General features: G+C 70.9%; 6 protein-coding genes. All 6 read right to left on the bottom strand.

The annotated features are described in order from the left end of the window. Positions 1-26: 26 nt before the first annotated feature. Positions 27-2,300 (bottom strand): molybdopterin-dependent oxidoreductase, encoded by a 2,274-nt coding sequence (locus JOM49_RS13260; protein ID WP_209664598.1) that lies wholly within the window; start codon positions 2,298-2,300, stop codon positions 27-29. Between the two features lie 1,002 nt (positions 2,301-3,302). Then, entirely contained in the window at positions 3,303-5,222 is a 1,920-nt protein-coding gene (locus JOM49_RS13255; RefSeq protein ID WP_209664597.1) for a YehQ family protein, read from the bottom strand. Continuing rightward, positions 5,219-6,325: a VWA domain-containing protein gene (locus tag JOM49_RS13250; protein WP_209664596.1), complete on the bottom strand. Its 1,107-nt coding sequence runs from the start codon at positions 6,323-6,325 to the stop codon at positions 5,219-5,221. Before JOM49_RS13250 ends, JOM49_RS13255 begins: the two co-directional genes overlap by 4 nt. Positions 6,326-6,737: 412 nt before the next feature. Further along, a complete protein-coding gene (locus JOM49_RS13245; protein WP_209664595.1) occupies positions 6,738-8,975 on the bottom strand; it encodes a DUF5682 family protein in 2,238 nt (745 codons plus the stop codon). Continuing rightward, on the bottom strand, positions 8,975-10,060 hold the full coding sequence (locus JOM49_RS13240) for an ATP-binding protein (protein ID WP_209664594.1): 1,086 nt from the start codon (positions 10,058-10,060) through the stop codon (positions 8,975-8,977). The genes JOM49_RS13245 and JOM49_RS13240 overlap by 1 nt, the downstream gene beginning before the upstream one ends. Further along, positions 10,057-13,401 carry a DUF4132 domain-containing protein gene (locus JOM49_RS13235; protein WP_209664593.1) on the bottom strand — a complete coding sequence of 1,115 codons (3,345 nt, stop codon included), beginning with the start codon at positions 13,399-13,401 and terminating at the stop codon, positions 10,057-10,059. Before JOM49_RS13235 ends, JOM49_RS13240 begins: the two co-directional genes overlap by 4 nt. Between the last annotated feature and the right edge of the window lie 109 nt (positions 13,402-13,510).

Genomic DNA, 13,510 nt, shown 5'->3' with positions numbered 1-13,510 from the left:
ACTATTATGGCACCATCGTGGCACCATTACAACTCGGATGCTGGCTCAGCTTCTTTCGCGTCGCTGCTTGCGGGTGGTGTGAGCACGCTCAGCGGTGGCACCGCGCCTTCATGTCGCGTGATTTCCACGCGGGTGTGCGCGCCGGCGCAGCCCTGTGCCAGCGTCGAGGTGGGCACGTCGGCGAAGAGCACGTTCGGATTGCCGTGGCGGCAGAACGCCGGGTTTTGCGGATCCGGGTCGTACCAGGCGCCGGTGGAGAGCTGGACCACGCCGGGCCGCAGCGCGTCGGACAGGCGGACCGCCGCCAGGCACGAGCCGCGCTCGCCGCGCACCAGGGCGATGTCGCCGTCGGTGAGTCCGCGGCCGGCGGCGTCCGCCGGGTGCATGCGCAGCGGTTCGCGATCGCGGTGCTTGGTGGCGCGGCTGTGCGCGCCGACGTCGTGCTGGCTGTGCAGGCGCGACTTCGGCTGGTTCGCGAGCAGGTACAGCGGGCGGTCGGCCGGTTCGGGGTCGGGCTCGAGCCACACGGGGTGCCCGGGGCAGTCCTCGTAGCCGAAGCTCTCGATGGTCGACGAATGGATCTCGATCCGGCCGCTCGGCGTGGGCAGCGGCGCGGCCTCGGGGTCGGCGCGGAAGTCCGCGAGCAGCACCTGGTCCTGCGGGCGCATCGGCAGTTCGGCGACGCCGGTGGCGAAGAAGGTCTCGAAGTCCGGGAGGTCCCTGCGCCAGGACGAGTACAGGTGCTCCAGCCAGGCACGGGCGTCACGGCCCTCGGTGAACTCGCGCTCGACGCCGAAGCGGGCGGCCAGCGCGGCGAAGATGGCGTAGTCGTCGCGCGCCTGCGCGTGCGGGGCCGTGAGCGCGGGCATGGCCCACAGCTCGGCGTCGGCGTTGCCCATGCCGAAGTCGTCGCGCTCCACGGTCATCGTCGACGGCAGCACGAAGTCGGCGTGACGCGCGGTGGCCGTCCAAAAGGGATCGTGCACCACGACGGTTTCGGGACGGGTGAAAGCTTCTCGCAGCCGGGCGAGGTCCTGGTGATGGTGGAACGGGTTGCCGCCGCACCAGTAGACCAGCCGAATGTCCGGATAGGACAGTCGCTGCCCGTTGAAGTCGTAGGGGGCGCCGGGGTTGAGCAGCATGTCGGAGATGCGGGCGACCGGGATGAACTCGCGGACCGGGTTGTGGCCCTGTGGCAGGGCGGGCAGGGAGATCGCCGAGCCGCCTTCGCCCGGATAGGCCGACGAGCCGTAGCCGTGACCGAAGCCGCCGCCGGGGAGCCCGATCTGGCCGAGCATGGCGGCGAGCACCACACCCAGCCAAAGCGGCTGCTCGCCGAAGCGGGCGCGCTGGAGCGACCAGCTCACCGAAATCATCGTGCGCCCGGCGGCCATCTCCCTGGCCAGCCGGTGGATGCGCTCGGCGGGCACCCCGGTGACCTCCGCGGCCCACTCCGGTGCCCGCCCGTGGGCGAGCACGTCAGCCGCGAACTTGTCGAAGCCGACGGTGTAGCGGTCGAGGAAGGCGCGGTCGGTCAGTTCCTCGGTGATCAGCACGTGGGCCAGAGCGAGCATCAACGCCGCGTCCGTCCCCGGCCGCGGCGCAAGCCACTCCGCCCCGGCTTCCGCGGGCGTGTCGTCGGCGATCGGACTCACGGAAACAATGCGCGTCCCGGACGCCCTGAGCTGACTGAGTCGCCCCCGAATCCGATGCCGCGCGACGCCGCCGGAGGACATCGTCGCGTTCTTGGCGGAAATCCCGCCGAACGCGACGATCAGGTCGGTGTGGCGCTCGACCTGCTCCCAGGCGGTGGAGCCGCGGATGATGGCCCAGGCGTCGCCGAGGATGTGCGGGAGGAGGGCTTCGCTGGTGCCGTAGCTGTAGGTGCCGAGGGAGCGGACGTAGCCGCCGAGGGTGTTGAGGAAGCGGTGGACCTGGCTCTGGGCGTGGTGGAAGCGGCCCGCGCTGCCCCAGCCGTAGGACCCACCGAAGACGGCCTTGCCGCCGTACTGCCCGTAAACCCTGCGCAACTCGGCTCCGAGCAGCTCCTCCGCGCGGTCCCACTCGAGCGGCACGAACGGCTCATGCCCACGGTCCTTGGAGGGACCGGGGCCGTTGTGGAGCCACCCGGCGCGTACGTAGGGACGGTCCACCCTGGTCGGATGGTGCTGAGCGGAGGCCACGTTGTGGATGAGCTCGTTGGGCTCGGGGTCCTCGGGAAACGGCTGCACTTCGGACAACCGGACGCCGTCGGACTTCGCCTGGAACGCCCCCCAATGGGTCAGGTGCGGCCTGCTCATACGGGCCACGCTACCCACCCACCCCGGTGTTGCCGCCCACCCCGCGACCAACACCACACCCTCCAGCTTTGCGGCCTCCACGACTGCTGTCGCCCGGTCCTTGCTCACAGGCTTTGCTCTCGCTGCTGCCGGTTTCGCCTGCCCTAGCGCTCGGCCTCCCGACCGCAAGCCCCGGCTACTCAGGCCGCCACCGGGCTGCCCGACGACGGGATCGTCCGCGCGCCCCCAAAGATGACGAGCATGGAACGCGCTGCCCGACTGTGGAACTCGGCTACCTGAACGCGAGGTTCGGCTACCTGAGTGCGGAGTTCGGCTACCTGAACGTAGGACTTAGCTGCCAGAGCGCGGGACTCAGCTGCTTGAGTGTGCGGTTCGGCTGCTTGAACGTGGGGTTCGGTTACCTGAACGTGGCACTCGGCTGCCTGAGTGTGAGGTTCGGCTACCTGAACATGGGGTTCAGCTGCCTGAACGTGGGTTCGGCACGTATGAAGGTGGGGTTCGAGTGCGCGAACGTGGCACTCCGGCTCCTGAGCGCGTAACTCGGCAGCCCGAGCTGCAGGACACAGGTCCCCAACGTGGAGCTCAGCTGCCTGGGTTGGGTTCGGTCCCCTGAACGTGAGGCCCGCCCGGCCAGCGCGGGGCACAACTGCCCGCCGTCGCACTCGACTGCGCCAGCACGGCACTCAGCCATGCGAACGTGGAGTTCGGCTGCCTGGATGCGGAGTTCAGCTGCCTGAACGTGGGACTCGGCTGCCCGAGTGTGCGGTTCGGCTTCCTGAGCGTGGGGTTCGGCTGCCTGAACGTGGGGTTCGGCTACCTGAACGTGGCACTCAGCTGCCTGAGTGTGAGGTTCGGCTTCCTGAACGTGGGGTTCGGTTGCCTGGGTGTGGGACTCGGGCGCCTGAGTGTGGGGTTCGGTTGCCTGGGTGTGGGACTCGGGTGGTTGAACGTGGGGCTTGGGTTTTCTGGGTGTGGGGTGAGGTTCGTGTGGTGGGTGGGGGGTTAGTGGTGGGTGGAGGTGAGTAGTAGGCGTAGGTGGGCGGTCAGCCAGGTGGCGGGCAGGTGGGGTGGGGCGGGGGTTTGGAGGGCGTCGCGGAGGGTGGTGAGGGTGGTGGCGGCTTGGTGGAAGCCGGCGTCGGAGAGGACGGTGGCGACGCGGGTGAAGCTGGTGGTGGGGCGTTGCGCGGTGCGGATGAGGCCGGTGTGGGCGGCGGAGGCGAGCAGGTCCAGGGCATCGGCGACCGGGTCCGGGGGTGGTTCCGGGGCCAGGCGTAGTGGGGCGTCGCGCACGTCGGGGGCCAGGTCCGGGTGGGTCAGGCCGGCCGGGGTGAGGACGGCGATGGGGTCGATCACCAGTGCACCGGCGGAGCGGTGGACGGTGCCGCTCAGGTAACGCGGGCGCGAGGCGAGGGCATTCGCCAGGGCGTCGAGGGCGCCTGGGCGGTATTCCGAGTAGTGGGCGGAGACGGTGGCGACGGTGCCCGTCGCGTCGGTGACTTCGGCGTCCAGGCGTTGGTCGCCGGGGTGGTAGGCGAGGCGCCGGACTTCGGCGATGTGCACGATTCGCACCAGTTCGGCGGCGACGCGCGGGCGGATGATCCGGGGTGGCAGTGCGGCGAGTTCCGCGGCGAAGGCGGCGTAGTCACGGACGACCAGCGCATCCGGCAGGCTCGCCCACGACGCACCGACCGGCGTGGTGGTGGTCCGGCCCACCCGTGCCGAGACCAGGCGCAGGACGCGGCTCGCGCTGCGGTGGGCCGATTCGGAGACGACGTTCGCCGAGGCCAGGCAACGCAGCGAAGTGCCGCTGATCCGCTGCCCGGCGAGGTCGTACCCGGTGCACTTCTCCCCCGCGCCAACCGTCCACGAATGACGGAGCACCAGCACCGACGCCGTGCGGGCATCGGCGAAGTACAGCTCCGCCAGCCGCTCACCCGGCACACCGGAAATACGGCAACCGAGGCTGGTGAGGCGGACACGCCGCAGGGGCGTCTCGCTCGGCTCGTCGGTGCCCAGGATCCGCGACCGGGGACTTGAGCCACCGATGGCCGCTCGATGTCGCGCATGCAACTCCGTCAGCAGTTCGGCGAAGCGGCGGGCGCGGTAGTGCGCACTCCGGGCGCGGTGGAAATCGAGTTGCTCGGCCAGTTCGGCGACGGCGGCAGCGGGCCACCGCAGCTCGGCTTCCTCCAGCTCGCCGTGCAGTCGTCGCAGGCTTGCGAGCAGGACCGGACTGGCGTCGGCGGCGCCTTCGAGCAGGATCTTGTCGACAAGCGCCAGCGCGGGTTCCAGGCCGGAGGTCGTCTGCGCTTCCGTGCCACCGACGTCGAGGCGGATCTCCGGCACGTCGGGAGCGTGTTCGTCGGCCGCTCGGAATGCCCACACCGCGAGCACGATCGTCTGTTCGCGTTTCGTCGCGGCGGCCTCGGTGTGCACGTAGCCCAGCTCACCCGGAACGAGGAAGCGGACCGTGCACGCCGGTAGTTCGACTTCGGCGACCGGATCGGCCGCGCTCGGGCGCCGGACGCGGGCCGAGTATCCGGCGCTGTGGGTTCGCCTTGCCGCGGCCAGCACGCGGGTGCCGAAGGCGGCGGTGAGTTCCTCGTCGGTGATCGCGCCCGGCGACGAGATAACCAGCTCACCTGCTGGATCCTGCCGCTGGTAGGCGAGGACCAGGCCGACTCGATGACGGCAGATGCCCATGGCGCCACACGAGCATCGGGCGCCGTCGAAACCCTTGTCCGCGGGCAGAACGGCCTCCGCGCCGTCGGCGAACCGGCCGTGCAGCGTGCCGTCGTCGGCCACGTCGAGCACCGGGACCGCGCCCGCGTCGAGTTCCTTGACCGCGCGCTTGACCAGGCCGCGGTTGGCGAGCGCGACCAGCGCGTCGGGCGTGAGGGCCAGCAGGTCCGGGCGGCTCATCGGGCGATCCTTTCCGCGACGAAACCGGCCAGCTCACCCGGTGTCATCGCGCCGACCCTGGCGCCGGCGTTGGCCAGCCGCTGGGCGAGTTCGCGGTGGTAGGCCGGATTCGCGTCCTCGTCCAGCGCGGCCAGCCCGAGGACCTGCGTGCCCTGGCCGGTCAGTCTGGTCACCGCGCGGATCAGCTCCTGTTCGTTGCCGCCTTCGTAGAAATCGCTGATCACCGCGACGATCGCGCGTCGCGGGGTGTCGATCAGCGAGGCGGCGTAGGTGACGGCGCGGGCGATGTCGGTGCCGCCGCCGAGTTGCACCTTCATCAGCAGTTCCACTGGATCGGTCACCGCCGAAGTGAGGTCGGCGAGTTCGGTGTCGAAGGCCACCAGGTGCGTGCTGAGGCCCGGCAGGCGCCACAGGCAGGCGGCGGTGACGGCGGCGTGGAGGACCGAACCGGCCATCGAGCCGGACTGGTCAACGAGCAGCACCAGTTGCCATCTCTCGGACTGGCGGCGGACGCGGGAGACGAACCGCGGGCTCTCGATCGCAATGCGGCGGGTTTCCGGGCGATAGTGCGGGAGGTTCGCGCGGATCGTGCCGTGGAAGTCAAAGTTGCGGGCCTGGCGAAACCGGGATGGCCGCCGGGTCCTGGTGCCGGAAACCGCCTGGGCGACCTCGGTCGCCAGCTTCCTGGTCAGCTCGCCCACCACGGTTTCGACGATGCGCCGGGCCTGGGCGAGCACCCCTTGGTGCATCAGGTGCTTGGTGCGCAGGATCGCGCGCAGGAGGGTGGTGTTGGGCTCGATCCGTTGCAGCACTTCGGGATCGGTGACCACGTCGTGAATCTCGTAGCGCTCGATCGCGTCACGCTCCAGCCGTTCGACGGTGGCGCGCGGGAACAATCGGTGGATGTCGTCGAGCCAGTCCACTGTGGCCAGCACGGGCGCACCGGAACCGCCGCGGCGTTCACCTCGCTCGGCCAGCTCTGGTTCGCGGCCGTAGAGCCAGTCGAGGGCGGTGTCGCGCTCGGCGAGGTCGGTGGGTAGCGGGCCGGTGTGGGGAGTGGCTGGTTCGCCGAGGATCAGGCGCCAGCGGGACAGGGTCAGCACGGTCCCTCCTGACAGGGGATGGAGTCCAGGGTGGAGTTGATGGCGGTCGCCCGAGGGGCGGTGTGCAGGCGGGCTGAACCGTCGCGGCGTTCGGCTCGCGTGGTGGGTACTGGGGCGGTGTGCAGGGTGATTAGGTCGCCAAGGGTTGGGCGCCAGCGTGGTGAGGTCGCCGCAATTCCTCCTCACGGGGGACGGAGTCCACCGTGGGGTTGATGGCGGTCGCCAGGGGGCGGCATGGAGGCGGAGTGAATCGCTGGAGGCGTTCGGGATAGCGGGGTGGTGTGGAGGGTGACTGGGTCGCCAAGGGTTGGGCGGTGGCGTGGTGGGGTCACCACTATCCCTTCCGAGGGGGAGACGGAGTCCAGGGTGGAGTGATGGCGGTCGCCGGGGGGTGGGCGTTGGGGGGTAAGGGTTAGCACAGGCCCTCCTCTTGGAGGACGTGGTCCACTGTGGATTCGGTGGTTAGGGATTTGGCTGTGGTCAGGGGGTTGGTGTGGGGGCGGATCAGGGAGCGGGCTGAGCCGTTGAGGTTGTGGTGGGTCAGCAGGGTGCGGGCCAGGGCTTCGCGTTCGTGGGGTGGGAAGTAGGCGAAGGCGTGTCGCAAGGCGGGTAAGGCGATCAGGAAGTCGGTCTCGCCCATGCCGGAGATCAGGTCGTCCAGCACGGTGAGTACGCCGTGGTCCTCGGCGAGCAGCTCTTCCCTGGCGAGCGCGAACAGGCCGGCCAGCCAGTCGCCGAGGGTGGACGGGTTGCCGTGGATGGCGCGGGTGGGGTCGCAGGGGGCGCCCGAGGACCACGCCAGGCCGAAGGCGGCGCCTCGGAGGTCGGGTGGGGCGCCCGCATCGGCGGCGATGCGGCGGCAGGCGGCGAGTACGACCTCGGGATGCAGGTCGAGCACCGGGGCGGCGTAGCGCACGGTGTCGCGTAGGGCCACCATCGCGTTGAGCCGGGCGGGGTCGGCGGGTGCCGGGCCACCGCGGACGCCTTCGGCCAGCCACAGGATTCTGGGCACGGCGGCGGCCAACACCCCTGCGAGCGAGGCGCTGCCCGAGGTGTTCCAGAGGTCGTCGTGCCGCCACAGGCCGAGTGCGCCGGCCAGGACCCGGCCCAGTGCCCCGAGGTCGTGCGCGGCGGAGATGCCGGACCGGATTTCCTCGACGACCCGTTCCGCCAGGTCGGCGACGCCGCACACCACCGCGTCGAACAGCAGCTCGGCCAGCTCGCCGATGTTCGCCTTGGCAGCGCGATCGGCGAGCACGGCGGCTGCGGCGTCCGCCGGGGTGCTGCCGTGGGCACCGGCCTCGATCAGCATGGGCAGGCGCAGTTCGGTGCCGGTCAGCCGCCAGAGTTCGGACCTGCTCGGATCGCCTCCGGACGCCGGGCCGGAGTGGCGCTCGAATCCGGGGATGTCCAGTACGCGCAAGCGGTGCAGCAACCGGCTGTGTTGTCCGTCGTGGGCCAGGTCGAGATAGGCCGAACCGTCGCGGTCGAGCCCCAGTTCGGCGAGTTCGAGGGTGACCGCGCGGACCAGTGGCGGGGCCGGGGTGTCCGGATGCAGGCGGCCGGTGCGGTCGCCGGTGAGCGCGGCGACCATCTCGGCCACCACCGGATGCACGCCGGGTCGCAGCGGGCCGTGGGTGCGCCACGGGTGCCGCTGGTCCAGGTCGTCGGTGATCAGTGCGCTCGCGAGTGCGTCGAGGATGTCGGCCCGGGCGGGGCGGGGGTGGCCACGCAGGTTCGCCAGCCCGGCGGCCAGTGCGTAAGCGGTCACCAGGTCGGCGGTCGACGCGGGAAGGCCTCGGGCACGGAGCCTGGTCAGCACGGTGTCGATCAGGCTGTCCGCCGCCGGGCCGGGGCCGCTTTCCCACAGCCGCTGGTAGTACTCGGGCGAGGGCATGCCGGACTGGTAGCCGGTGAACGCGTCCAGCCGGGCGAACGAGTAGGGCACCAGGAAGCTCTCGCCGAGCGCGCCGTCGGGCAGTGGTGGCACTTCGGGCCAGCTGGCCGACCCACTCGCGGCCAGTCGTTCGAGGGCTGGGCGGTGAAAGCCGCCGGTGACCACCACGACCGGCTCCGGTCCGGCATCGGCGACCGCCGCGCGCACCCAGGAAGCCATGTAGCGTTCGCGGGCAGCGTCGTCCTCAGCGACGGTGGATTCCCCGCGCAGCAGGTCGAAGTAGGCGGCCAGCCGCTCCGGCAGCCCGTCCGGCGGTGCGATCTCGAAGAGGTGGTCCCACAGGGAATCCACGTCGTCCACGGCGAAGGTGGAGCAGAGGCGGGACACGGCCTCGGCGTACCTCTCCTCCGCGTCGGTGTAGCGGTTGCGGCGCGCGGCCAGCGCGGGGTGCCAGGCGGGCAGGTCGATGAACCGCACCTGCGCGCCGACCGCGCGGCCGGTGGTGAGCGCGGCCCATTCCGGCGAGTACTCGCAGAACGGGCTCCAGGAGGCCAGCGAACGCGGCCCGTCGCGGTAGTGGCTGAAGATCGCGATGGGCAGTTCGTGGCCGAGCAGCAGTTCGTCCAGCCGGTCGTTCAGCTCGACCGGCCCTTCGACGAGCACGTACGCCGGGCGCAGTCGCTCGATCAGGGCCGTGGTCAGCCGCGCGCACGCCGGGCTGTGGTGCCGGACGCCGATGAAGGTGGCGGGCATCAGCCGGGCAGCCGATCGCGAGCCTCGTGCAGGGCGCGCCAGCACGCGCCGTGCTTGCGAGGGACCTGTTGTTCGAGGTAGCGGCGGAGCCGGGCGAGATCGTGCTCGCTGTCCTTGACCGCGGTGCCGGCGAGGCATTCGACCAGGTCCGCCGGGGTGCCGGGAGCACCACGCAGGTACCAGCCGCGCACGCCGACCGCATGCGCCACCGAAACCGCCTCGGCGGTGCTCAGCGCGGCGGACAGCCGTTCCATCGAGCGGCCGTCGGCTGTGGTGCCTTCGCGCAGCTCGCGGAAGGTGGTGACCAGCACCTCCAGCACGTCGCGATCCGGTGGGGTGCCGACCCCGGACTGGTTGAGCAGCTCGGCCGACTCGGCGCGGACCAGCTCCAGTTCGGTGGCGAAGTCGGCGATCGGGAACACGGTCTCGAAGGTGAACCGCCGTTTGAGTGCGGTGCTCATCTCGTTGACCCCGCGGTCGTCGGTGTTGGCCGTGGCGACGACGTTGAAACCCTGCTCGGCGAAGGCCATGCCGTGCTCACCGGTCAGCTCCGGGATCGCCAGTACCCGTTCGGACAGCAGGGAAAGCAGGCAGTCCTGCACTTCCAGCGGGCACCGGGTGAGCTCCTCGAAGCGCACGATGCGGCCTTCGCGCATGCCGCGCAGCATGGGCGCCGGGACCAGGGACCGGGGCGACGGGCCTTCGGCGACCAGCATCGCGTAGTTCCACGAGTACTTGATCTGGTCCTCGGTGGTGGCCGCGCCGCCCTGCACGGTGAGCGTGGAATCCTCGCTGATCGCGGCCGCGATCAGTTCCGACAGCAGGGATTTCGCCGTGCCGGGACGGCCGAGCAGCAGGAGGCCGCGGTTGGTGGCCAGCGCCACCAGCGCGCGGTCCACCAGCGAGGGATCGCCGACGAACTTGCGCCGGATGCCCGACTGTTCGTCACCGATGATGAACCGGCGGGCGGCACGCAGGCTCAGCGCCCAGCCGGGTGGGCGCGGATCGTGGTCGTGTTCGCGCAGGCGCGCCAGTTCGGCGGCGTGGCGGCGTTCGGCGGGCGGGCGCTGGATCTCGGGTTTCATCGGACCGGCTCCACCAGCTCGGTGAGTTCGGCGAGCACCTCGGAGGTCAGCACCGGGTCGAGGTCGCCGAAGCGCAGGCCGGTTTCGCGGAAGTACCGTTCGCCCTCCTGGCTGTCGGTCAGCCAGACCGCGGTGATCCGCTGCTCGGGGAACTCGTCGAGCTGACCGGCCACGATGCCGGGTTCGAGGCTGATGACCACGGCACGGGTGCCGTGGAGCGAGCGGAACAGCCACGGCTGCACCCCGTTGTCGCGGGGCACGGGCCGTTCCCAGCCGTAGCGGGCGAGGCCGAACAGCTTGCCGGCGGGCACGGTGCGATCGGAGAACCGGTCCAGCCTGTTCTTGGCGCGCTCGTCCGCTGTCAGCTTGTGCACCTCGCGGCCGAGCTGGCGGAACGGTTGCAGGATCTCGTAGTCGGCGAACACCTCGGCCCAGGCGGCCACGGATTCACCGAGGTGCAGCGGGTGGGCGATGCGGACGGCATCACGCTCGGCGAGGGTGAGCTGGTTGTCTTCGAGATCGGCGAAGGTGCGGTCCTCGGCGATCCGGAACGCCCGTGTGCCTTCGGTTTCCGCGAGCCAGACCAGGCGGCGGCCGATGTGCCAGAGCACCGGGTGGTCGACGAACAGCAGGCGGAACTCCTCCACTGTCCACTTGCGACCGTGGATCATGGCTTGTTCCAGGCGGCGGACCTGGTCGCCGGCGACCGTGCGCACGTCCTTCTTCAAGGTGGCGAACCGCTCGCGGGCGGCGGGCGCCAGGTCGGGATCGTCGCGGACGCCGGGTTTGGGCAGTTCGCGACGGCGTTTGCCGTTCACATCGGTGACGAAGGGTTTGAGCTGCTCGTCGAACCCGACGAAGAACTGACGAGGCCCGTAGTCCAGCCGGAGCTTGCCGTCGGCGGACAGGCCGAAGTCGGGCACCAGGCGGTCCGCCAGCTGGTCGATGCTCAGGCCGAGGCCGGTGGCGACCTCGAGGATCTTGTCCGCGGCCCGCAGTTTGAGCGCCCTGAACTTGACCTTCCGGGAGATGGCGTGCAGGTGCATCAACGCGGTGCCGGTACCCAGCGCGGCCAGTACGTCCAGGCCGAGCACCGCCCGGCTGTGCCCACCCTCGCCCGGCCAGGCGCGGATCACCCTGGCGAGTTCGCGGGCGACCTTGTCGTCACCGAGCCAGCCGAGTGCGGTGAGCGGCCAGCCGTGGGAGCTCGGCGCACCGGCCGCCTGCCAGGCCTCGAACAGCTCCCAGCCGAAGCGGGCCAAGGACGCGGGATCGGTGAAGTCGACGACCTGGCGGACGCCCGCGTACGGTTCGTCGGGCCGGGACATCGCCAGCATGGTGAGGAAGTGGCGGACCGAGGACGCGGGCAGCGCGAATTCGCCGCCCCGAAGCAGGATTTGGGGCAGGGCAGCCGGTTCCGCCCAGTCCGGCAGGTCGGGAATGCGGGCGGGGAGCACGTCGAGCGGGTCGGTGGCGAGCAGCTTGCCGATCGCCGCGGTGGCCTCGCAGCCGTGCTCGCGCGCGGCTTCGTCCACAGTGGAGGGATCGAGGGTGAGCAGGGCGGCTTCGGCGGCGGACCGCAGTCTGCCCGGTTCGCCCAGCGCGAGCGGGATCAGCAGGCATGCGGCGGTGCTCCTGTGCCGGGCCAGCCAGTCCATCGCGACTTCGCGGGCGGAACCCTTGAGACGGGCCAGCCAGTCGGCCATCAACTCGGCTACTTCGGGGCTCGTGAACGGCAACAGGAACAGGCCCGTGGCCTGCGGGGTCATCCGGGCCACGTGCAGCGCAAGCGGCAACGCGTCCAGCTCGTAACGGGCCAGCGCGGGCGGCAACCAGGATTCGGCGAACCAGAGATCGGTGGGGTACCACCGCGCGAGCAGCTCCTGGCCCACGTCTTCCGGGCCGTGGGCGAGCAGCTGGCCGGTCAGGTGGGCGTCCAGCACACCGGACCGCAGTTGCTCGACGGCTTTCGGCAGTGCGTTCGGCTGGCGGAAAGCCCAGGTTTTCTCGGCACGCCAGGCTTCGCGTTCTCCGGGTGCCCAGGCCACCAGCGGATCGCCGGGCTCGAGATCGTCGAGAATCACCCGTTCGGTGAGCGCGCGGGGCCTCGTCCACGGTGGCGCGGTGAGTAGTCGGGGCAGGGCTTCGGCCGGCGCCTCCGGCAGCGGGCGGTGGTTCGCGCGGATGGTCTCGATCATGGCCCTGGCCTGGGGATCGAGTGCGGGCAAGGCGGCATCGACGCCTTCGGGGTCCGTCAGTACCCGTGCGGTCAGCAGGCGGGCGGCGAACCGGGCCGGTCTCGAACTGCCGGGGCAGCGCCGGGCGAGCACCCGGAGGGCGCGCACCGGGAATCGGCGCATGGCGGCGGGCAGCGCTTCACGCGCCGGACGCTGATCGGCCAGGTCGAGCAGGCTTTCGAAGGCTTCGTCGGCGGGGAGTGCGGCCAGCGCGTCGGCGATCCGCTTCGCTGGTTCGGCGCCGTAGTACGTCGCCCATTCGGCCAGCGCGGGGACCGCGTCGACGCCGACACCGTCGACCAGGGTCGGGATCACGCGGGGATTGCGGAGAGCCCAGGCCAAAGCGTCGGTGTCGCGCACGGCTTCCAGTTGCGGACCGGTGCCCAGCATGCACAGCAGCGTCTCGGCCGGGGCGCGATGGCCGAGATCCAGTGCTTCGGGGACGAAAGCGTCCACCCAGGCCGTTTCGCCGGGCGCGAGGAATGCGGCTATTCGGCGTTGTCCCAGTGTGTGCCGTTGCCGGGACAGGGCGGCGACGGCGGTCTGGTAGTCCACTTCGGACGCTTCGGCGAGGTGCGCACGCAGGCGGTACAGCAACGGATCGGCGAGCAGACCGCTGCTCAGCGGCTCCGGCGTGTGCTCGCGGACGTGGAAACTGATCGATTCCCAGCCCGCGCTCAGCAACGGCAAGCGACAGGCGGCCTCGGCGGCGAAGGCGTAGCCGTGGTCGAGCAGCCAGAGGTCGGCGAGGGCGGAGAACCGTTCGGCGGCGGCCTTTTTCGGCGCCGGGCCGAGTTTCACCGCGGCCATGGCGGCCAGCGCGGCGGCCCCCAGCGGGGTGGGTTCACCGCCGAGGAAGGCCAGCGCGGCCTTGGCGGGGGCGGGCTCGCCGAGGTGGTGGTCCACCGCGCCGCGGAAGTGCGGCAGGAGTGGTTCCAACTCGGCGAGCGCCTGTCTGCCGGGGTGCAGTGGCGGGCCCTGCGCACCGCCGCGGCGCGGGTGGATCAGCCGGAGCCAGTGCGGCGGGTGGACGAGGATTTCCTCGCTGTGGTCAGGGTTTTCGGCGGTGGCTGGGCTGGTGGGGTGGTGGTCGGTCAGGTGCATGGTTTCCCCCCTTGGGTGGTGATGGGGGGAGGTTAGGGTGGGGGTCTGACAGAACTGGGGGGATGACGGGATTCGGGTTGTTTCGTTCGTGGGGGTGGGGGTCGTTCAC

The organism is Amycolatopsis magusensis (genome assembly GCF_017875555.1).
GTDB classification, from domain to species: domain Bacteria; phylum Actinomycetota; class Actinomycetes; order Mycobacteriales; family Pseudonocardiaceae; genus Amycolatopsis; species Amycolatopsis magusensis.
The sequence above is the reverse complement of the archived record's forward strand: the minus strand, read 5'-3'. Positions and strand labels throughout refer to the sequence as shown.